The organism is Paracoccus sp. DMF, from assembly GCF_004407025.1.
Lineage (GTDB): Bacteria > Pseudomonadota > Alphaproteobacteria > Rhodobacterales > Rhodobacteraceae > Paracoccus > Paracoccus aminovorans_B.
The window spans coordinates 74,084-94,441 of record NZ_SOKV02000006.1 but is presented as its reverse complement, the minus strand read 5'-3'; the positions used below and the strand labels follow the sequence as shown (position 1 = coordinate 94,441).

24 protein-coding genes and 1 tRNA gene are annotated in these 20,358 nt (G+C 66.7%); 4 read left to right on the top strand and 21 right to left on the bottom strand.

Going from position 1 to position 20,358, the window contains the following annotated elements; translation table 11 throughout:
* Positions 1-34: 34 nt before the first annotated feature.
* Positions 35-592, bottom strand: coding sequence for a DUF1269 domain-containing protein (locus E3D03_RS05290; protein WP_263566110.1), 558 nt, complete (start codon positions 590-592; stop codon positions 35-37).
* 110 nt (positions 593-702) lie between these two features.
* The gene (choX, locus tag E3D03_RS05285; protein WP_062561842.1) at positions 703-1,644 is read right to left on the bottom strand and encodes a choline ABC transporter substrate-binding protein; all 942 of its coding nucleotides are present in this window, start codon (positions 1,642-1,644) and stop codon (positions 703-705) included.
* A 160-nt stretch (positions 1,645-1,804) separates the two neighbouring features.
* On the opposite strand from choX, the gene E3D03_RS05280 reads away from it, so the two are divergent.
* Positions 1,805-1,880, top strand: a tRNA-Ile gene (locus tag E3D03_RS05280).
* Positions 1,881-1,887: 7 nt separating this feature from the next.
* Here E3D03_RS05280 and E3D03_RS05275 read toward each other — a convergent pair.
* From E3D03_RS05275 to E3D03_RS05250, 6 genes are all read right to left on the bottom strand, one after another.
* Positions 1,888-3,006 (bottom strand): tyrosine-type recombinase/integrase, encoded by a 1,119-nt coding sequence (locus tag E3D03_RS05275; protein WP_263566109.1) that lies wholly within the window; start codon positions 3,004-3,006, stop codon positions 1,888-1,890.
* A gap of 2 nt (positions 3,007-3,008) precedes the next feature.
* Complete coding sequence (locus tag E3D03_RS05270; protein ID WP_263566108.1) at positions 3,009-3,176, bottom strand: hypothetical protein; 168 nt, start codon at positions 3,174-3,176, stop codon at positions 3,009-3,011.
* Between the two features lie 5 nt (positions 3,177-3,181).
* Entirely contained in the window at positions 3,182-3,646 is a 465-nt protein-coding gene (locus tag E3D03_RS05265; RefSeq protein WP_263566107.1) for a hypothetical protein, read from the bottom strand.
* Between the two features lie 95 nt (positions 3,647-3,741).
* Positions 3,742-3,966: a hypothetical protein gene (locus tag E3D03_RS05260; protein ID WP_263566106.1), complete on the bottom strand. Its 225-nt coding sequence runs from the start codon at positions 3,964-3,966 to the stop codon at positions 3,742-3,744.
* Positions 3,963-4,229, bottom strand: a complete 267-nt coding sequence (locus E3D03_RS05255) for a hypothetical protein (RefSeq protein ID WP_263566105.1) — start codon at positions 4,227-4,229, stop codon at positions 3,963-3,965. The genes E3D03_RS05260 and E3D03_RS05255 overlap by 4 nt, the downstream gene beginning before the upstream one ends.
* A gap of 14 nt (positions 4,230-4,243) precedes the next feature.
* Complete coding sequence (locus E3D03_RS05250) at positions 4,244-4,393, bottom strand: Arc family DNA-binding protein (protein ID WP_263566104.1); 150 nt, start codon at positions 4,391-4,393, stop codon at positions 4,244-4,246.
* Positions 4,394-4,490: 97 nt separating this feature from the next.
* Between E3D03_RS05250 and E3D03_RS05245 the strand changes: the two genes are divergently transcribed.
* Entirely contained in the window at positions 4,491-4,805 is a 315-nt protein-coding gene (locus E3D03_RS05245; protein WP_263566103.1) for an Arc family DNA-binding protein, read from the top strand.
* Positions 4,806-5,353: 548 nt separating this feature from the next.
* On the opposite strand, the gene E3D03_RS05240 is transcribed toward E3D03_RS05245, so the two are convergent.
* The 8 genes from E3D03_RS05240 to E3D03_RS05205 are packed head-to-tail and all read right to left on the bottom strand — an operon-like array spanning position 5,354 to position 12,587.
* Positions 5,354-6,424, bottom strand: a complete 1,071-nt coding sequence (locus E3D03_RS05240) for a phage portal protein (protein WP_263566102.1) — start codon at positions 6,422-6,424, stop codon at positions 5,354-5,356.
* Position 6,425: 1 nt separating this feature from the next.
* Positions 6,426-6,995, bottom strand: a complete 570-nt coding sequence (locus E3D03_RS05235; protein WP_263566162.1) for an HK97 family phage prohead protease — start codon at positions 6,993-6,995, stop codon at positions 6,426-6,428.
* A complete protein-coding gene (locus E3D03_RS05230; RefSeq protein ID WP_263566101.1) occupies positions 6,995-8,230 on the bottom strand; it encodes a phage major capsid protein in 1,236 nt (411 codons plus the stop codon). The genes E3D03_RS05235 and E3D03_RS05230 overlap by 1 nt, the downstream gene beginning before the upstream one ends.
* A gap of 8 nt (positions 8,231-8,238) precedes the next feature.
* Positions 8,239-8,577: an HNH endonuclease gene (locus E3D03_RS05225; protein ID WP_263566100.1), complete on the bottom strand. Its 339-nt coding sequence runs from the start codon at positions 8,575-8,577 to the stop codon at positions 8,239-8,241.
* A complete protein-coding gene (locus E3D03_RS05220; RefSeq protein WP_263566099.1) occupies positions 8,568-10,205 on the bottom strand; it encodes a terminase large subunit domain-containing protein in 1,638 nt (545 codons plus the stop codon). Before E3D03_RS05220 ends, E3D03_RS05225 begins: the two co-directional genes overlap by 10 nt.
* Entirely contained in the window at positions 10,202-10,813 is a 612-nt protein-coding gene (locus E3D03_RS05215) for a hypothetical protein (RefSeq protein WP_263566098.1), read from the bottom strand. Before E3D03_RS05215 ends, E3D03_RS05220 begins: the two co-directional genes overlap by 4 nt.
* Entirely contained in the window at positions 10,810-12,168 is a 1,359-nt protein-coding gene (locus E3D03_RS05210; RefSeq protein WP_263566097.1) for an AAA family ATPase, read from the bottom strand. The genes E3D03_RS05215 and E3D03_RS05210 overlap by 4 nt, the downstream gene beginning before the upstream one ends.
* On the bottom strand, positions 12,165-12,587 hold the full coding sequence (locus E3D03_RS05205) for a hypothetical protein (RefSeq protein WP_263566096.1): 423 nt from the start codon (positions 12,585-12,587) through the stop codon (positions 12,165-12,167). The genes E3D03_RS05210 and E3D03_RS05205 overlap by 4 nt, the downstream gene beginning before the upstream one ends.
* 163 nt (positions 12,588-12,750) lie before the next feature.
* Here E3D03_RS05205 and E3D03_RS05200 point away from each other — a divergent pair, with 163 nt between their 5' ends.
* Positions 12,751-13,743 (top strand): type I glyceraldehyde-3-phosphate dehydrogenase, encoded by a 993-nt coding sequence (locus E3D03_RS05200; RefSeq protein WP_263566095.1) that lies wholly within the window; start codon positions 12,751-12,753, stop codon positions 13,741-13,743.
* A 62-nt stretch (positions 13,744-13,805) separates the two neighbouring features.
* On the opposite strand, the gene katG is transcribed toward E3D03_RS05200, so the two are convergent.
* Positions 13,806-15,983, bottom strand: a complete 2,178-nt coding sequence (gene katG / locus E3D03_RS05195) for a catalase/peroxidase HPI (RefSeq protein ID WP_263566094.1) — start codon at positions 15,981-15,983, stop codon at positions 13,806-13,808.
* Positions 15,984-16,131: 148 nt separating this feature from the next.
* Between katG and E3D03_RS05190 the strand changes: the two genes are divergently transcribed.
* Positions 16,132-16,521 carry a VOC family protein gene (locus E3D03_RS05190; protein ID WP_263566093.1) on the top strand — a complete coding sequence of 130 codons (390 nt, stop codon included), beginning with the start codon at positions 16,132-16,134 and terminating at the stop codon, positions 16,519-16,521.
* On the opposite strand, the gene nagA is transcribed toward E3D03_RS05190, so the two are convergent.
* Genes nagA through E3D03_RS05170 form a run of 4 tightly spaced genes read right to left on the bottom strand, consistent with a single transcriptional unit; the run spans position 16,518 to position 20,255 of the window.
* Complete coding sequence (nagA, locus tag E3D03_RS05185; protein ID WP_263566092.1) at positions 16,518-17,633, bottom strand: N-acetylglucosamine-6-phosphate deacetylase; 1,116 nt, start codon at positions 17,631-17,633, stop codon at positions 16,518-16,520. The two genes, E3D03_RS05190 and nagA, sit on opposite strands and share 4 nt — an antisense overlap.
* A complete protein-coding gene (locus E3D03_RS05180; protein ID WP_263566091.1) occupies positions 17,630-18,655 on the bottom strand; it encodes an SIS domain-containing protein in 1,026 nt (341 codons plus the stop codon). The genes nagA and E3D03_RS05180 overlap by 4 nt, the downstream gene beginning before the upstream one ends.
* Complete coding sequence (locus tag E3D03_RS05175) at positions 18,652-19,422, bottom strand: GntR family transcriptional regulator (RefSeq protein ID WP_263566090.1); 771 nt, start codon at positions 19,420-19,422, stop codon at positions 18,652-18,654. The genes E3D03_RS05180 and E3D03_RS05175 overlap by 4 nt, the downstream gene beginning before the upstream one ends.
* Positions 19,422-20,255: a BadF/BadG/BcrA/BcrD ATPase family protein gene (locus E3D03_RS05170; protein WP_263566089.1), complete on the bottom strand. Its 834-nt coding sequence runs from the start codon at positions 20,253-20,255 to the stop codon at positions 19,422-19,424. Before E3D03_RS05170 ends, E3D03_RS05175 begins: the two co-directional genes overlap by 1 nt.
* Between the last annotated feature and the right edge of the window lie 103 nt (positions 20,256-20,358).

Genomic DNA, 20,358 nt, shown 5'->3' with positions numbered 1-20,358 from the left:
GTCCTGTCACGGCCATGGCCCCTGCGTCAAGCGATCAGGCGCCGGCAGGCGGGGCGGCGGGGCCCGCATCGGCCTGCGGCACGCCCAGCGCGGTGCCCAGCTTGCCGCCGGCAAAGGCCTCGCGCAGCTTTTCCTCCTGGGCGTCGGGCAGCGAGCTTTGCAGCACCCGGCCCTTCAGGTGGAAGCCTTCCAGCCGCGCCAGCACCTTGTCGGCGGTCATCTTGCGCACCAGGATGAACACGGCCGAGCCGCCGGGCGGGATGGAATGGCCCAGCTCGCGCATGAAATCGTCGTTGATGCCGATGTCCGACAGCTTGCCGGCCAGCGCGCCCGAGGCCGCGCCGACCGCCGCGCCCACCAGCGGGTTCAGGAACAGCAGCCCGACCAGCGTGCCCCAGAAGCCGCCGCCAAGCGCGCCGGCGGCGGTCAGGTTCATCGCCTGGTGCAGCTTGATATCCTCGGCCGAGGGGCGGGTGACGACCACGGCGTCCTCGAGCTCGATCAGGTATTCCTTCTGCATCTTCACCAGTTCGGTGCGCAGCTCGAAGCCCGAGGCTTCGTCGTCGAAGGCGATGACAAGCAGGTCTGACATGGCGAAAATCCTTTCCTTCAGGGGTCCGCCGGCCAACGCCGCGGCGCGGCGGCGGGTTCCTGCGGCGCCGTGTCGCTGGCCGGGACGCCGCCGCCTCCCGGCCGCGCCGGTCACTTGACCGAGGCCATTACCGCATCAGCGCCGGGCTTGCCGTCCAGCGTGGTCACGCCGTCCAGCCATTTCGCCACCGGCTCGGGGTTGGCGGCGATCCAGGCCTTGGCGGCATCCGCCGCATCGGCGCCGTCTTCCAGGATCTTGCCCATCAGCACGTTTTCCATGTCGACGGTAAAGGTCAGCTGGCTGAACAGCTTGGCCACGTTCGGGCATTGCGCGACCCAGTCCTTGCGCGCGACGGTATGCACGGTCGCGCCGCCGAAGTCCGGGCCGAATTCCTCGTCCCCGCCCGACAGATAGGTGACGGCGAAGTTGACGTTCATCGGATGCGGCGCCCAGGCCAGGAAGACCGAGGGGGTCTTGGCGGCATCGTTGCGCGCGACCTGCGCCAGCATCGCCTGCTCGCCCGATTCCACCAGCTCCCAGTCGCCCAGGCCGAACTTGTCGGCGTCGATCATCTTCTGGATCGACTGGTTCGCCGGTGCGCCGGGCTCGATGCCATAGATCTTGCCCTGGAAGGCGTCCTTATGCGCGTCGAGATCGGCGAAATCCTTGACGTTCAGGTCCTTGGCGGCATCGGTGACCGCCAGGGTGAACTTGGCGCCCTCGAGGTTCTGCACCAGTTCCTGCGTCTTGCCCGAGGCTTCCAGGTCGTCGCGGAACTTCTGCTGCGCCGGCATCCAGTTGCCCAGGAAGACGTCGGTCTCGCCCTTCTTCAGCGCCTCGTAGCCGATCGGCACCGAGAGCGTGGCGATGTTCGGGGTATAGCCCAGCCCGGTCAGCACCGCATTCGCCACGCCGTTGGTGGCGGTGATGTCGGTCCAGCCCGGGTCCGACAGGTGCACGGTGGCGCAGGTCTGCGGATCGGCGGCGAAGGCGGGTGCGGCCACCAGCGCAAGGGCCAGGGCGGTGGGGGCAAGCAGGGGGGGTCTTTGCATGGATCAGGCCTCCGGGTTCGGGTCGCGCGCGTTTCGCGCGATTGCCCGGGTATCAGCCCACAAGGCGGGCCGTCGCGCAAGAGAGGATCGCAGCGCCCGCCCGGCGGCGGATCGCGACCTTGACGAATGCCGCGGCGTCGATCAAAGGTGACGGCGGTCTGGGCCTGTAGCTCAATGGTCAGAGCAGGGCGCTCATAACGCCTTGGTTGGGGGTTCAAGTCCCTCCGGGCCTACCAAACCGCATCATTTATCCTTTCTTTCCATTGAGTTAGCGGATTTTTTGACGAACCTTGCGGGGTGGTTCGTCAAGTTTTGTTCGCTTTCCGCCCCGCTCGGCAGCCCTGCAATGGCCGAGTCGGCCTTGCCCTTCCGGTTGAAGCGGTCGCAATATTTCTGGGCCTCTTTGATGTCGGTGTGCCCGCTCACGGCCATCACCTTGAACACGTCGCCTTCAACCTCGGCGATGCGGCGGCAGATCGCCTTGCGCAGCCCATGGGACGTGCAGAGAGCCAGCCCCGCCTTGTCGCACCATTTGCGCATCGACGTGCCGAGGCCGTTGGCCGACCTGGATTTGCCGTCCTCGGTTTGCAAGAAGGTGAAGGCCGAGGCTGCGACATGCCCCAGCGTCTCCGCCAAGTAGGGATGCACCGGGATATTGACCTCGAAACCCTCGGGGTTCTTCTTGGTCTTGCGGCGCCGATAGACGATCCTGCCGTCGCGGATGTTGCCGCGCCCCAGCTTCACCGCATCACACTTCGCCGCGCCGGTGTAGAGCATCAGCGTCATGGCGCGATGCGCCGGGGTGCCCATCGGATGGATCTCGTAGAAGCGCGCTATCTCGCCTTCGTCCCAGGTGTGGAAACCCTCGGAGTTGATCGGAAACCGCTTGACGCCTTTTACCGGATTGTCGGTGCGCCATTCCAGATCCACGGCCAGGTCCATCATCTGCGAGAGCCGTTTCAAGGTCTTGTTCGCCTGCATGGGCGTGGTAGCCAGCTCGGCCTTGATCTCAATGACATGGCGGCGCTGCATGTGCGCAACGCGCTTGTGCCCGTGCTTGATGCGGAGAGGCTCGATCACCGCTCGATAATCTGCCGCCGTGCTGTCTGCGACGGTCGGCAGGTGCAGCTTGTAGAATCGGACTGCCAGATCGTTGAATGTGCCGGGGACGGTGCGGCTGGCGCCAGCGCCCTCCTTTGAGTTTTGGCAGTTCACCGCCTCGGCATAGCGCCGCCGAAAATCCTCGCTGCCCCATTCCGTGCCCAGCTCGGCCGTGAAGCCCTTATGACGATACCGCCAGCGGGCTTTGCCGTGGCGGTCGCGGTAGGTCTTGGCGTGGGGAAAGCGGTCGGATTTTTTCATGCTCAATCCCAGTCGTTCTTTTCGACCTGGGCGGCGGCCTCGCCCACCAGGACCACGATCTTTCCGTTGCGGTCGATTTCAACCCGCCCCACCGGCAAGCCTGCCGCGATCACGCCCTTGGCGGCGCGGGTCACATCGACTTGCTTGAAAGTGGCGCGGGGGTTCGCCATGCGTATTAGTCCTCTGCGTCGTCAGGGTGAACGTGGCGAGCAGCCAACTTTGCGAACTGATGCGCGATATTCTTGTGCTGCTGGCGCAAGTCCCAAGTCTCGATTGAAATGATGCTCGACCCGGCCAAGGAAACCTTCTTGAACGATTCGAGGTTCTGGGGCGCTACGACATGGCGGCGGCGAAAGGCATCCCGAACGATCAAGACCTCTTCAATGTCAGGATCGAACTTCAGCACATTGACAAACTGGCAGGCCAGATCACCCGCTTTCGCCGGAGGAATGCCGTCATCGATCAGATGGCCATACAGCCAGATCCCCATAACGTCGCGGGCCGTGAACACACGGGCGCGACCTTCGACTTTCGGCGCGCAGGGGTAATCCCCGCGCGCAACCGCTTCGTTGAAGCGTTGCTTGTTGAAAAAGGCGACCTCACTTGCGTAGGTGCTGGACATGGTGGCTTCGGTCGTCATGGCAGTCTCCTATTGATTGCTTTGACAATAGGTAGAATCGATTGCCGTTGCAATAGAAAATCGCCCGCAACCGGGATAATCGCGGGCGATCTGCATCATGCTGCTGCCTCGGGGATTTCGAGATCGCCAACTGTCAGATCCTCTCCGGCCCTGTGACGGTCCAGCCGCTCGCTAACCCACACCTCAAATTCATCGACGGTGAAGCGCCCGGTTCTTAGGGCATTAAGCCCACCGAGGAAGATCAGCTTCTCCACCTCGTCCATACTATGGTAGGCATCGAGAATTGCGCGCTCGTCGTCGCTGTAAGGTTCCAAGCTCATGCCCTGCTTTCCTGCGCTGCGTTGTAAGCCCGCATGACCAGCGGCATGGCGTCACCGAGATAGACCCAGTCGAGGGACATCCCGACGCGCTGGACATAGGCCAGAAACTCGTCACTGAACGTGTCCTCGCCCTCGCATTTCTCCAGCACTTTGTCGGCGGGAAAAGCGGTCGTGCCTGTCCACTCGGCAAAGGTCGCCAAGCGTTCCTGCACCCCATCCGGCAAGCCGGTTTCGTTCGCCCCAAGGCGTTCTTGCAGTTCCATCGTCCTCTCCATTGTCAGGTATGGGCTTCCGCCCGCTCCATGCGTTCCCGCACGGCGCGGATCACTTCGCTGTTCTGACTCGATCCGTTTTTCTCGGCCTGCGCTGTGAGCCACGTCTTAACGTCCGCAGGAACGCGCAGCGCAAGTTGCTTAAGGTCACTCATGCCGTTCTCCTATCCAGCACAATGCTATCACAGCATAGTGCTGGCATTGCGTCAATCAAAAAATACAGCATTGTGCTGCTGACCTTGGAGACCACAAATGTCGAAGCCGCCCGCGAGAGAACAGGCACAAGTCAACATCAGGATGCCAGAAGATCTGCGGGAGCGGATTAAGAGCGCGGCGGATGGCAACAACCGCAGTATGAACGCTGAAATTGTGGTTGCGCTAGAAGATCGCTACCCCGCTCCCCCGACGTTTTACGACACAGAGAAGGTCCATGCGATCATCGCAGAGATGAGAGAGCTTCTGGCGATCCTTCAGGCCCCCGCAATCGAGGCCGACCGGAAACAGCGTGCACAGAACAAAATCGACCAGCTCGAAACCGAATATCAAAAGTTGCGAGCTCTAAAGTAGTGGGCCGGGCGCGCAGATCCCCTGCGCCATCCCGGCCCCTTGCCTTTAATCAATCCAAAATTGCTTGGCCCATTCCCAGAAGGCCGGATCGCTGTAATCGGTCGATCCGGTTTTCTCGGTCCAAGCCTTGCGTAGTTCGTCGCGCTTCTTTCTGTGTTTGTAAGTGCAGCCCATAGTAAAGTCCTTTCAAGGTTAGGGGTCCAGTGACCGCCAAGCCTTGCCGCGCCATCCGCGCCTAACCTTACCGTGAGTTGCCGAGACCCTTTTAAGGTGTTGCCGCACCGTCACCTCTAGGCGACATGATATATTTAGTGGAAGGCCCCCTGCCAGTCAAGACAGAGGGCCTCCTTGCCCTGACGCGGGCTGTGGCACTTGCTCGTGCCGCGTTGGCAGGCCCCGGTGTGACGCCGTGTCTGCCTGCGCCGCGCCTCGGAGGAAGGCCGCGCCGTGACGGGGTTTTCGGCTGTCGGGGCCGGGCACTCGCCGTCTAATCCCAGGTGCTTTGCGGTGCAGATCAGAAGCCCGCAGGCGCACCCCGCCTTATTTCGTCACTCGGCCCAATCAATGAATTGCATCGCGTCCTTGACGGTGGCCGCGTCCAGCCCGGCCTCTTTCGCCTGGGCCATGGCTTGCAGCATGGTCGCGACAGCCCGGGCCTTGCCGCCATGGTCATAGGCCTGCATCGGCCGCACCACGTCGATGGCGACGGGCGCGCCCAGCTTCTCGGTGGCTTCCTCGGCCATCAGGCCAGCGATGGGTTGCAGAACCAGTTGCGCCAGGTGGCGCTGCGCCTCGCGCACCATGGGTCCGGTGGTGGCCGGGTTGGTCAGGCCGGGCAGGATGCCGAACACGTTGTAAACCTCGCCCTTGGCCTCGGTCAGCAGCTTGTCGGCAAGCGTCTTGTCGATCTGCGGGGAAAGCTGATCCGGCGACTGGCCGATATTCGGGTTCATGCCCGCCGCCGTCGCCTGCGCCACGCCCTCGATGACCAGCGCCGCGCCCCGGTTGCCCCGGAAGCTGCGCCGCATCAGCGCCATATCCTCGGCAGCACCCTCGGGGACAGGCACGATCTGCGAACCGATGGGCGCATCGCGGAACACATCGCGCAGGGCGGTGGTGATTTCGTCCAGGAGCGATGCCGACAGCTTCGCCCTTGCCAAGGGAGCAGTCCCGGCCCACGGGGTCACAGCATCGCAGCCGATGCGGAAGTGCAGCACCTCGCCCGCCAGCACGGTTTCCGAGCGCCCGCCGCCGATCTCGGGCAGGCCCACGCGATAGGCGCGCGGCTGGCCGTAGCGGGTGGACAGATCCCAATCGGTGCAGGGCACCAGCCGGTCGTCGCGGATCAGGAACAGACATTCACCCCGCAGCGCCAGAGAGCGCGCGCAGAGCGCCATACTGCGCCGGTCCAGCAGGTCGGTGCCGGTCACGTCAGCCAGCGACAGGCCGCTTTCCCAGAGGCTCACAGAGGCTTGCACGGCCCCCGTCAGTTCGGCGAGCCCCGAGCCGCCGCTGATCCACGCATCGCGCGCCGCCATGAGCGCGCTTGTGTATCCGGGCTGCACAGCGCGGGTTTCGACAGGATCAGTTTTCCGCGTGAAAAATGACAGCAGGCCCATATCAGACCCTCCACCGATTGAGGGGGTGAACAGCACCCCGATAGGGTTGCCGGTCCTGATGGGTTTCCCAGGAGCGGGCTTCCACCTGCGCCATGGGATAGGCGGGCCGGGTGACTGCCGACAGCTCGAACAGCTCGGCCCGGTGGATCACGCGGATCAGGCCCTCGCCGTCGCGCTTGACCATCTCGGCCCCGTCGCCCTGCGCCACGCGGAACCCAGGCGACAACCCACGGATCAACCCGGCCGCATGAGCCGCCAGGAAGTCCTGCGCCCAGGACGTGCCCGCCTCGATCCTCGCCTCGAAGATCAGCGCGTCGTCGGTGTCGGTCAGGTCCAGGCTGCCCGCAGCTCGGCTGGCGAGCGGCTTCTCGAAGTCATGCCCGGCCAGCAGGTGAATGTCCTCGCCCGCCTCGATCCTGGCTGCGAATGCCCGCGCCGCAAACACCTCGCGCTTGCGGGTCGGGGTCGTCGCCAGAACCGTTGCCGCCCCATAGGGGAAGCGGCCCCGCAGGCGGGTCGCCCCGCCCTCGGTGCGCAGTTCAAGCGAACCGTTGAAGCCGCCCCACAGCATCACGGTTCACCGATGCCGGTCAGGATGCGGGTTTGCAGGCCGCGCGGGACGTTGAAGTCCGCCGTGACAAGGCCGGTCAGGACAAGCTGGCCCGATGCCGCCTTCGTGTAGGGGTCGCGGATCAGGTCAACCCCGCCCCAGATGCCCAGATAGCCCGGCGCGATGCCTTGCACGGTCGCGGTCATGATCGCGGTTTCAGCCGGGATCACGTTCGAGATTGCCGGGGTGCCGACATGCTTGGTCAGGCGGTCCCATTCCGAAACAGCCGTGCCGGTGATGAGCGCGTCGTCCAGTTCGGCCCAGATCGCCGGGTCAAAGCCCAGGTTCACCTGATTGGCCGAAGTGATGGCATTGGCCTCCATGAAGGCCACAACCTGCGCCCGGAAGGCTGCCCAGGTCGCGGTCGCGCCCACGGCGGTCGAGGGGATGCCATAGGTCGCCGCGCCGGGGATCATGCCCAGAGGTTCGCCAGCCGTGCCGCTGCCGTTCACGACAACCCGGTCCAGTTCCGCGCCGATGGCTGCGTTCATGTCGCGCCGAATGGCCTGTTCCAGACCCTCGCCGGCCTGTTTCAGCGCCTTGCGGCTGATGACCATTTGAGCGCCCCCGGTATGATCCGGGTTCAGGCTGCGTTCGGAGGTGTCGAAAGCGGAAGGCCCGCCCACGTTGCCAAGTTCGGTCGTCTGCCAGCCAAAGACAGCGCCAGCGGTCGCCACGGGAAAGGCCAGTTCGCCCGCCGTGATGTTGATACGCTGGATCCCGAGACGCTCGGCAACCGAGTTCGGGAAAATGCGGTCGATGATCGGGCGGATCGTCTTGGGGTTCGGCACATCAGCCGCGACGGTTTCGCCCGCACGGGTTTCCAGAGCCGCCAAGGGGATCGGGATGCCCTGATAGCCGCCCTTGGCGCGCAGTTCCTGCACAACCTCGGCAGTCGCGCCAGACAGCGCCCGGCCTTCGTCCAGCGACAAGGCAACCTGCCGCAGTTCAAAGCGCCCGATCAGTTCCGCAAATTCGCGGTCAGAGCGGGTTTCCAGATCGGCCCCGGCCTCGCGCCGTTCCTGATCCTCGGCCACCAGGGCGGCGCGATAGCGGGTTTCGTTGGTGCGATATTCCTGATCCATGGTTTCCATGGAGCGGGTTTCGTCCTCGGTCGGGTTTTCCTTGCCGACCAGACCCGCCAGAGCCTGCCGGATTTCCGACTGGCGACGGGCGATTTTCACAGAGTCCAGCATTTGATACCTCATGTTGCCGGGTTGGGATTTGTCGCCAGATCGGCAACAGCTTTCGCCCAGGCGGATCGCTCGGGCGTGATGATCGGCGCGGGGTGCCCGCACTCGATCCGGGTCTTTTTCGTGTGGCAGGAACTGCACCGGACGGCGCAATTCGCCGGGTCAAAGGACAGCTCGGGATTGCTGCGAACCGGCTTCACATGGTCGATTTCCAGCCGCCCCTTGCGGGTGCCGCAGTCCACGCAAGCCCAGCCGTCCCGTTCCAGCACGATCTGCCGCAGCACCTGCCAGCGTTTGGTTTTCAGGACGGGCCGAGAGAACCGCCGCCATTCGTCGCGCGTCACGCCCATGCCAGCCTCGCCTTGCGGATCGGTGCCGCCTTCATGCGCTGCCCCTGCGCCACCGCCAGCACGGTCGCCGCTGCCGCGTCGATGCGCCCGAGGCTGCGGCCCTTCGCCAGCTTGGCGTTCATGGCCGGGTCCAGCAGAACGATTGCGTCGGAGAAGGCCGAGCGCAGCAGCAGGGACGCGGTGCATTTCACCTCGCCGTCGAACAGCGCGCGCCGGAAGCGTTCAATATCCTCGGAGCCGTCTTTCCAGCCGAAGCCGCGCCAGATGAACGGGACGCGGGCCAGCCCGGCCTTTTCCATCGCCTCGATGAACTCGGCATGGCGGAAGCGGTCGCCGCAGATGCAAGCCGGGGTGATGCCGTCCAGCTTCTTGACGATCTCGGCCAGCCACGGGCCGGGCGGAACCGTCGCATCGCCCATGACGGACAGCTCGCCGCGTTCCTGCATCTCGGTGTAGCGGTCGGAGACGCCATCAGCGGCCCCACGGTCGGCAAGCGACGGGGTGCTGGGGAAAGTGCCCAGAGCCTCAAGACGGCCCGTGTCGGGCCAGTAGAACGCCGCTGCCGACATGGAGCGAGAGCCGCCCAGATCCACGCCAAGGATGCACGGCCCTTCGCGCGCGGGAAGCTGATCGGGGTTCACCTCGGCAGAGAGCCATTCGTCCACCGTCACCAGAACCGAACGATCCTCGGTCGAAACCCGCTCGTTCCGGTTCAGGTTGCGGAAGCTGGACAGCGCCGAGCCGCCGCGCGCAATCGCCCGCTTGGCCTGTGCCACCAGCCATTCCGCCGTGGAGCCGATGCCCTCGGGCGCGCCGGGGTTGGCTTGCAGCAGGCTTTCCAGATCGTCGGCAGGCAGGCCAAAGGCTGGCCGATGTTCCTGCACATAGGTGCCGGGCGGGGGTTCATCCAGCCAGCGGGAAAAGGTGTTCGCGTCGTCCGGGGCAGAGGTCGAGATAATCAGCGCCCGGCCATCACGCTTGCCGAGGCCCGAGAGAATGGCGTTTTCGAGGTTGTCGCCCTTTTCGCGTTCCCACGCCGCCCGTTCATCCATCAGCGCCAGCGTCGGAGCGCCGCCGAGGATCGACTTGCCATCTGCTGCGATACAGCGAGCCAGCCCGCCGCCGTTGCCGCTGTATTCGACTTCCAGCTTGGAGCCGCGCCGGATCAGGAACAGCTCTTGTTCTTCCTCGGGCAGTCCCTCGATGAAGCCGACAAGGAACTGGAACGCGGTCTTGGCCTGATCGCGGTTCCGGGCGGCAAAGAGGATCTCGCGCTTGGGCTGATCGTCCCAGATGCCCTTGAGCGCGCCGAGCGCCAGCCCCGCCGACAGCGCGGTCTTGGCATTGCCCCGGCCAATGGAGAGACAGGCCACCATGACGCCATCCGCCATCGCGCCGCGCACGAAACGCTTCTGGAACTCGGCCAGCCGCAGCGGCTCACCGGCCTTTTTCCCTTCCGGAATTTTCAGGGTTTCCAGAAACTCAATCGCCAGATCGGCCTTTTCGGGGGTCGGGAAAGAGAGCGGAACACTCCGCCGCCGGTCCACCGCCCCAATCGAAACCTGGGCATTGGGACCAGTCCCCGACCGGCCCTTGCGCCCCTTCGCCCTGGTTGCCGCCTCGGTCATGCCACGGCCACCCTGCGGTGACGCGCTGCGATGCGGGACGCGGCCAGCGATAGCCCCTGCTTGCCATCCTCGGCCCCGCGCTGGTCATAGAACGCCGCCGCCTGGTCGTTGATCGCGTGTTGCAGATCCTCGGGGATGCTGGTCGCAGCCGAGCCGAAGCCCGCCGGATAGGTCACGACAAGCGCCGTGCCGTCCATGAACTGCCGATCGGTCAGGTGCAGCACGGGATAGCGCCCGGCATCCACCCACCAGCCTTGCGGCCATGAGACGAGCGAGCCATCCGCCTCACGGGTCTGCACGGTGATCGGGTGATCGTCCAGCGCCACCACGTCCAGCGGGCCAATGGGCAGAGGAACCACGCATCCCCATTCGGTGAAGGTGACGGTGATGATCTGGGTCATCAGCGCCAGCGCGCAATGCGCCTCGATCTCGCGCGCCGCCGTCCGGGCCATCAGCACCAGGTCGGGATCGTCGTCGTCAAACGACACGCGGGCGTGCAGCTTCACATCGTCCAGGATGAACGGATCGTCGGTCGAGAGGGGCGTGCGGGTGATGTGCATGGCAACAATATATCCTAGATGCGAATGGTTCTCAACTGACTTGCTCATGCCCATGCCTCCGGGTCGAATGCGTCGGGATCAGGCAGCCGAGAAGCTGGCCTATGTTCCTGGCCGGGGTCTGCGTTCCCTGCGTTCCCGCTCCTATAGAGCGCGGGAACGGTGGGAACGGTGGCTTGACCTGCGTTCCCGGTGTTCTCGGGAACGGTCTGGGAACGGTGGGAACGCTCGTCGCCCGCAACGACACGCCAGGCATAGCCGTCCACAATCCGCACCTGTTCCTTGTCTTGCAGGCGGGTCTTGGCCTTGTGGAACGCGGTCCTCTTGCTCGTCGGGCTGTCCCCAGCCGAAAGCGAATGGCGGTCGCACATGTCGCGCCAGTTCTCTAGCGACACGACCTCGCGGTTAGCCGGGAACATATCGCTGAGCATCACCTTGCCGTGCTGCGCGATGGCGTCGGACAGGGCTTGCAGGGCGATCTTATCGGAGCCGGTCAGCTTCACGCGCTTGGCCGGGGCCTCGGTCGCATCCACGACAGCCGAAGTTACCTTGTCGCCGTCCTCGTCATGGCCGAGGAACACGCCCTTGAGCCGATAGGCGAACACGCCGTCGCAGGGCATATCCCGCTGCTTGCGCGCCTCGGCCGTCACCACGTCGTCGGTGCGGGTCAGTTCGATCTCGGTATCGACAGCGGCCCGCAGGCTGCCAGAGCCGCGCGCGCCCTTGCTGGCGTCCTTGCCGCTGTGGTGGATCACCATGACATGCGCCCCGGTCGCCTCGCGCAACAGGTCGATGCTCTTGATGAACATGCCCATGTCCTTGGCGGTGTTCTCGTCGCCCGCCCCCATGGTGCGGGCCAGCGTGTCCACCACGATCAGGCTGGGCATCTGGTCGAAGTCCTCGCGGATCGCGTCGATCAGATAGCTGGCATCCTCGGACGTGCAGAGGTCCAGCGGTGCCGACAGCAGGCAGAAATCGCCGTTTTCCTCGATCCGCTCCATCAGTTCGGGCTTGGCCCGGCGCATGGCCTCGATCCGGTTATTGATCCCGCTGCCGCCCTCGCAGGCGACATAGATCACCGGCCCGGCCCACTTCTCGCCGGTCGGAACACGGCTGCCGTGCCATTCCTCGCCCGCTGCGACATGCAAGGCCAGGTCCAGGGCAAAGAAGGTCTTGCCCACGTTGCTTTCGCCATAGATCACGCTGGACGCGCCACGGTCGAGCCAGCCCTTGACCAGATAGCGGGATTTCAGCACCGGCTTGATCTTGTGCAGCGGGCGGATTGCACCCGACAGATCCAGCGCCCGGCCAGCCAAGTTGTGGTTGAAGCGCGGCCCCGCCGCTTGCGTGTGCTTGCGGTCCAAGTCGGCCATCTCCGAGAAATCGTTGCGCTGCATCACGGTCATGCCGCAGCCCTCCCGGTGATGTAGGTCAGGAACGCCTCTTTGTCGGTGCGCGACAGGCGACGATAGCAGGCCAGCATGTAAGCCTTGCGCTCGGGAGTCGTGGCGCTGTCGGCCCACCAGCCCGCTTCCTCCATCACGTCGATGTTGAACGACTTGGGCCAGCCGGGGCGGATCTGGTCTAGGATGGTTTCGAGGAACAGCACGCGGTCCTCGGGGTCACAGGACAGCACCGCCTCGATGATCCGGCTTGCGCCAGCCTGGCGCTTTACGTTAGAATCGAACCGTTCCCAAAACTTTTCGACTTTGGCCTCGGTTGCGCCCGCCAGCGCACCGAGGTTGTCGGATTCCTCAATGTCCGACAGGTTCACCGCAGGCCGGTTTTCACAAGCCTTTTCAATGGTGACGTTCTTTCGGTTCACTAGTGCAAGGTGCTGAGATCCTTGCGTGGCATCTTGCCCTCCGGGCCTACCAGCCATCCCGATCCCGAACGCCCGCGCGCCCGTGCGAGGGGCCTTGATCCCGTCCCGCCGTCCCGGCATGGATGCGGGCAGGACAGCGCGGCGATGCGCGGGGGAGGGGAACGTGACCGAGGCAAAGCTGCGGCTGGCGCTGAACGGATTTGGCCGCATCGGCCGCTCGATCCTGCGGATCTGGGCGCAGGGCGGCTACGAGGACCTGGACCTCGTGCTGATCAACGACATCGAGCCGCTGGAGAATTGCGCCTATCTCTTCGAATATGACAGCGTCTTCGGGCCGTGGCGCGGCACGGTGGCGGCGCGGGACGGGGCGCTGGTCGTCGATGGCCGCGCGATCCCGTTCCATTCCGCGCCGGACCTGCGGCAACTGGACCTGTCGGGCGTCGATATCGTGCTGGAATGCACCGGCATGACCGGCTCGCGCGCGGTGGTCGAGCGCGGCTTGCAGGCCGGGGCCGGCCGGGTGCTGATCTCGGGGCCTTCGGATCAGGCCGACGCGACCATCGTGATCGGCGCCAATGACGAAAAGCTGGCCGGGCAGAAGATCGTCTCGAACGCCTCCTGCACCACCAATGCGCTGGCGCCGCTGCTGCGGGTGCTGGACCAGGGCTTCGGCATCGTCTCGGGGCAGATGACCACGGTGCATTGCTATACCGGCAGCCAGCCGACGGTGGACAAGCCGCGCGGCGATGCGGCGCGGTCGCGGGCGGCGGCGCTGTCGATGGTGCCGACCACGACCAGCGCCGGGCGGCTGATCGGCACGGTGCTGCCGCATCTGGCCGGCCGGGTCGCGGCCCGCGCCATCCGGGTGCCGACCGCCAGCGTCTCCTGCATCGACCTGACCTTCGCCAGCGAGAAGCCCACCGAGGTCGCGGCGGTGAATGCGCTGCTGCAAGAGGCGGCGCGGACCTCGCCGGTCTTCGGCTGGACCGAGAAGCCGCTGGTGTCCTGCGACCTGCGGGCGCGGCCCGAGTCGATCGTGATCTGCGGGCCCGAGACCTCGGTCGCGGGCGGGCTGACGCGGGTCTTCGGCTGGTATGACAACGAATGGGGCTTTTCCACGCGGATGCTGGACATGGCCCGGCTGATGGGCCGCTAGCTGCCCCCGCATGAAAAAGGGGCCGGCGAACCGGCCCCCGATACTCGTTACCTTCGCGCGTTTTACTGTTTCAGGTCGAACCGGTCGGCGTTCATGACCTTGGTCCAGGCGGCCCCGAAGTCGCGGACGAACTTCGCGGCATTGTCGTCCTGGGCATAGACCTCGGCATAGGCGCGCAGGATCGCGTTCGAGCCGAAGACCAGGTCGACCCGGGTCGCGGTATGCTTGACCTCGCCGGTCTTGCGGTCGCGGATCTCGTAGTGATCCTTGCTGGCCGGCACCCAGGCGTTGCCCATGTCGGTCAGGGTGACGAAGAAGTCGTTCGTCAGCGCGCCCTCGCGGTCGGTGAAGACGCCATGCTTGCTGCCGCCATAATTGGCGCCGATGACCCGCAACCCGCCGACCAGCGCCGTCATCTCGGGCGCGGTCAGGCCCATGAGCTGGGCGCGGTCCAGCAGCATCTCCTCGGGCGAGACGACGTAATCCTGCTTCAGCCAGTTGCGGAAACCGTCGGCCAGGGGCTCCAGCACGTCGAAGGACTCGACGTCGGTCTGTTCCGCCGTGGCATCGCCGCGACCGGGCGAGAAGGGCAGGTCCAACTCGAAGCCCGCGGCCCGTGCCGCCTGCTCGACGCCCAGGTTGCCGCCCAGCACGATCACGTCGGCAAGGCTCGCGCCGCTTTCCGCCGCGATGGGCTCCAGCACCGAAAGCACCCGCGCCAGGCGCGGCGGCTCGTTGCCCTCCCAGTCCTTCTGCGGGGCCAGGCGGATGCGTGCGCCATTGGCGCCGCCGCGCATGTCCGAGCCGCGATAGGTCCGGGCGCTGTCCCAGGCCGTCGCTACCAGATCGGCGGTGGACAGCCCCGAGGCCGCGATGCGCACCTTGACCGCCGCCACGTCATAGTCGCTGCGGCCGGCGGGGATCGGGTCCTGCCAGGTCAGGTCCTCGGCCGGCACCCAGGGGCCCAGGTAGCGCGATTTCGGCCCCATGTCGCGGTGGGTCAGCTTGAACCAGCCGCGGGCGAAGGCGTCGCTGAAGGCCTCGAAATCGTTCATGAAGCGCAGCGAGATCTCGCGATAGACCGGATCAACCTTCAGCGCCATGTCGGCGTCGGTCATCATCGGCATGCGGCGGATCGAGGGATCCTCGACATCGACCGGCATGTCCTCTTCGGCGATGCTGATCGGCTGCCATTGCGAGGCGCCGGCCGGGCTGTGGGTCAGCGTCCATTCATGCTTGAACAGCATCTGGAAGAAGCCGTTGTCCCATTGCGTCGGGTGCGTGGTCCAGGCGCCCTCCAGCCCCGAGACGACGGTATTGCGGCCGATGCCGCGGCCCTTGGTGTTCATCCAGCCCAGGCCCTGGAACTCGGGACCGGCGGTTTCCGGGTCCGGGCTCAGGTCGGTGGCATTGCCGTTGCCGTGGCATTTGCCGACGGTATGGCCGCCGGCGGTCAGGGCGACGGTTTCCTCGTCATTCATGCCCATGCGGGCAAAGGTCTCGCGCATCATGTTGGCGGTGGCCTGCGGGTCCGAGCGGCCGTTCACCCCCTCGGGGTTGACGTAGATCAGGCCCATCTGCACCGCGGCCAGCGGGTTCACCAGGCTTTTCGCATCGCCCACATCGCCATAGCGGCTGTCGCTGGGCGCGAGCCATTCCTTTTCCTCGCCCCAATAGGTGTCCTTCTCGGGCGCCCAGATGTCCTCGCGGCCGAAGGCGAAACCATAGGTCTTGAGCCCCGCGACCTCATAGGCGACGGTGCCCGCCAGCACGATCAGGTCGGCCCAGCTGATCTTGTTGCCGTATTTCTTCTTGATCGGCCACAGCAGGCGGCGGCCCTTGTCGGTGTTGACGTTGTCGGGCCAGCTGTTCAGCGGCGCGAAACGCTGGTTGCCGGAGTTGGCGCCGCCGCGGCCGTCCGAGGTGCGATAGGAGCCCGCCGCGTGCCAGGCGGTGCGGGCGAACATGCCGACATAGCTGCCGTAATCGGCCGGCCACCAGTCCTGGCTGTCGGTCATCAGCGCCCGCAGGTCGGCCCGCAGCGCCTCGACGTCCAGCGTCTTCAGCGCCTCGCGATAGTTGAAGTCGGGGCCCAGCGGATTCGACTTGCTGTCATGCTGGTGCAGGATGTCCAGGTTCAGCGCATTGGGCCACCAGGCGGTGACCGAACTGCCCAGGGCGGTGTTGCCGCCATGCATGACCGGGCATTTCCCGGTGGTTGCGATGTTGTTTCCGTCCATGCTGGCTCTCCTTGCCGAGACGCTCGCGCGTATTTCCTGCGCTTGTTCTAGCAGGTTTTTGCATCATGAGAATTTATATTTATCAATCATTATGATAACTTAAAATTATGATTGCCCGGCGCGCCCGCGGGCTGCTAGCATCGCGGCCATGGTCCTGGCCGGCATCCATCACGTGGCGATCATCTGTTCGGATTATGCCGTCTCGCGCGATTTCTACACGCGGGTGCTGGGGCTTGCCGTGCTGGCCGAAAACCACCGGGCCGCGCGGCAATCCTGGAAGCTGGACCTGGCGCTGCCGGACGGCAGCCGGATCGAGCTGTTTTCCTTTCCCGCGCCGCCGCCGCGCCCCTCGGCGCCCGAGGCGCGGGGGCTGCGCCACCTGGCCTTCGCCACCGCCGACATGGACGCGGCCCTGCGGCATCTTCAGGCGCAGGGCGTCGCGGTCGAGCCGGTCCGCGTGGACGAATACACAGGCCGGCGCTTCACCTTCTTCCAGGACCCCGACGGCCTGCCGCTGGAGCTTTACGAGACCGGCTAGAGCCAGCTTTCCCGCAGCGCGAAATCCCGGCCCAGCAGCACGATCTCGGCCCGCCGGCCCGGCGCCAGCGCGCCATGGCTGTCCTGCAAGCCGATCAGCGCCGCCGGAACCGAGCTGGCCATGGCCAGCGCCCGTTCCGGCGCGATGCCGACCTCATGCACCAGGTTGGCCACGGCCTGCGGCAGGCTCAGGTCGGCGCCGGCCAGCGTGCCGTCGGCCAGCGTCAGCCGCCCGTCGCGGCGCAGCACCTGCCGGCCGCCCAGCTGCATCTCGGTCAGCGCGGTGCCGGCAAAGGCCATGCAATCGCTGACCAGAAAGATGCCCTCGGGCCGCGCGGCCAGCGCCAGCCGCATCACCGCCGGATGCACATGGATGCCGTCGGCGATCAGCCCGGCGCCGGCATCGCCCGACAGCACCGCGCCGGCCAGCCCCGGGGCGCGGTGGCCGATCTGGCTCATGGCGTTGAACAGATGCGTGACGCAGCGCGCCCCGGCGGCCAGCGCCGCCCGGGCGGTGTCGTAATCGCAATCGCTGTGTCCCAGGCTGACCACGGCCCCGGCGCCGGTCAGCGCCGCGATCTGCTGCGGCGTCGCGGCCTCGGGCGCCAGCGTGACCATCAGCGCCGGCAGCCGCCGCGCCGCCTCGCAGAGCCGCGCCAGATCATCGTCACCCATCGGCCGGATCAGGCCTGGATCATGCGCGCCCTTGCGGCGCGGGTCCAGATGCGGCCCTTCCAGATGCAGGCCCAGAAAGCCCGGCACCTGCGCATCGGTCGCGGCGATGCCGGCGGCGACGACCTGCGCCGTCGCCTGCGCCGTGTCGGTGATCAGCGTCGGCAGCACCCCCGCCGTGCCAAGGCCGCGATGCGCGGCGCAGATCTGGCGCAGCGCCGCCAGGTCGGTCGCGCCGTCGACCATGAGCCCGCCGCCGCCGTTCACCTGCAGGTCCAGAAAACCCGGGGCCAGGATGCCGTCCACCGCGCGGCGGCCCTGCGCCGGCGCCTCGGATTCGGGCAGGATCGCGGCGATCACGTCGCCCTCGATCACCAGCGCATGGCCGTCGAGGAAGCGGGCGCCGTCGAAGATGCGCGCGCCGGTCAGGACTTGCATCATACCGTCTCCGTCACCTTGCGCAGATGCGGCGGCGTGTCGGGATCGAAGCCGCGCCGCCGCGCCAATTCCTCGATGAAGGCGTAAAAGCCCGCGATGGCGACCAGCGGCGCCACCAGCGGGTGCAGGCCCTCGACCAGCGGCAGGGTCGTCGCGCCCTCGACCTCGGCGCCGGTGATGAAGACATCGGCGCCCTGCGCCACCAGCCGCTCGGCGGTCGAGACCACATGCGGCAGGGCGGCGTCCGGCATCCCCAGCACGAAGACCGGGAAATTCGCCTGCACGATGGCGGCGGGGCCGTGCAGCACCTCGGCGGCGGAATAGGCCTCGGCATGGATGCCGCAGGTCTCCTTGAACTTCAGCGCCGCCTCGCAGGCGATGGCGAAGCCCGGGCCGCGGCCCAGCACGAAGGCGGAATTGGCCCGCGCCAGCCGCGCCGACATCGGCGACCAGTCCAGCGCCACCGCCTGGCCCAGCGCCTCGGGCAGGGCGGCGACGGCGTCGCGCAGCGCGTTGTCCTCGCGCGATTCCGCCAGCAGCGACAGCAAGGCCAGCACCGAGCAGACGAAGGTCTTGGTCGCGGCCACGCTTTTTTCCTCGCCCGCCTGCAGGGGCAGGCAATGCACCGACGACCGCGCCATCGGGCTTTCGGGATCATTGGTCACGGCGATTGTCAGCGCCCCGCTCATCGCCGCGCTGCGCATCATCTCGACCCCGTCCGGGCTGCGGCCGGATTGCGAGATCCCCAGGCAGGCCGTTCCCCCCAGCCGCAGCGGCCGGCGATAGATCGAGGCGATCGAGGGCCCGACCGAGGCGACCGGGATCCCGGCCAGCAGCTCCACCGCATATTTGATATAGGTCGCGGCATGGTCGGACGAGCCGCGCGCGACGGTGACCACCAGGTCGGGGTCGCGGCGGCGCACGGCATCGGCTGCCTCCAGCACCGCGTCGCGCGACAGCGACAGGAAGCGCGCGGCGGCTTCGGGGATCTCGGCCACTTCGCGGGCCATGTGGGTCTGGCTCATCCTGAGCTCCTTTCGCCCTCGGGGGCTAGCTTGAGTTCCACGGCGAAATCATAGGCGTCGCCGCGATACAGCGATCGGGTGAATTCGACGACCTGGCCCGAAGGCAGGTAGGAGATGCGCTCGATGCGCAGGCCGGCGACGCCGGGCACCACGCCCAGCAGCTCCGCGTCCTTGGCGCCCAGGTTCGCGGCCGAGATGCGCTGCACCGCCCTGACCGGCCGCATGCCGCGCGATTCCAGCACCGCGTAAAGCGAGGCGTCGACGCCCGCCGGGTCGGGCAGGATCGCCTGCGGCAGCGAGGCGCGCTCGATGGCCAGGGGCACCCCGTCGGAGGAACGCACCCGTTCCAGCCGCGCGACCTTTTCGCCGACGCCCAGTCCCAGCGCCATGACCTCTTCGGGGGCGGGGGCGTGCAAGCCGCGCGCGATCCAGCGGCTTTCGACGCTGCGGCCGCGCCGCGCCATGTCCTCGGTGAACGAGGTCAGCAGCGACAGCGCCTGTTCCAGCTTCTCGACCCGCGGCGCGACGAAGGTGCCCGAGCCGCGCTTCTGGACCAGCTGCCCCGAGGCGACCAGTTCCGCCACGCCCTTCCTGACGGTGACGCGCGACAGGCCGGTCATCGCCGCCAGCTCGCGTTCCGGCGGCAGGCTGTCGCCGGGCTGCAGGCGGCCCTGGGCGATGGCCTCGGCGATCAGCCGCTGCAATTGCAGGTAAAGCGGGCCGCTGCCGGCTTCCTCGAAGGCGCGGGGGGTGAAGATCTCGCCCATCATGCCTCCTGCCGGGCCAGCAGCAGCGCCCCGTCCAGCCCCGAGCCCAGCGGCGCCGGCATCGGCCAGCGCCCGGAGAGCCGCTGGGCGTAATGCGCGCCCAGCCCGCCCAGGAACACCACCGGCAGGCCGCGCCCGGCCTGCAGCCTGTCGATCATCCCGCCGATCTCGGTCACGGCGGCGGTCATGATGCGCTCGGCCGCCGGGTCGGTGCCGGCGACGATGCGGGGCGCGAAACCGCCGAATTCCGCCGGCCGGGCGCGCAGGCCGAAAGAGATCACGCCCTCGATGCCGCCCAGCTCGTCCAGCACCGCCTGCAACAGCGGCGTCATCGGCGCGAATCCGTCCTCGGCCCGCAGCGCCTCGGCCAGCAGCGCCCGGCCCAGCACCGCGCCGCTGCCCTCGTCGCCCAGAAGGAAGCCGCGCCCGCCATATTGCCGCATCCTGCCGCCGGCCTGCACCGCGAAGACCGAGCCGGTGCCCATGGCCGCGACGATGCCGTCGGCCGTCCCCAGCGCCCCCACCGCCGCCGTCACCGCATCGGTGACGATTCGCGTGCGGCGGAACGGCAGCATCGCCTGCAAGCGCCGGGCCGAGGCGGTGACATTGGCCCCGGCCAGGCCCAGCACCGCCGTCAGCTGGTCCAGGTGGCCCTGGCCGGCCTGATCCAGCGCGGCGCGGGTGGCGGCCAGGATATTGGCGCAGGCGCCCTCGGTCTCGATCGAGATATTGGCGGGGCCGCCGGCACCCTGGCCGATGATCCGGCCCGAGGCATCCGCGATGGCGGCGCGGCAGCCGGTGCCTCCCCCGTCTATGCCCAGAAAATACGTCATGGCGACTCCCTTTGGCTGCACCATACCAAAACAATACCAGATGGGAAGAGGAAACTGAAAATCCCGGTAAAAATGCGCTTTTATCGCTGTATTCAGCAAGGGG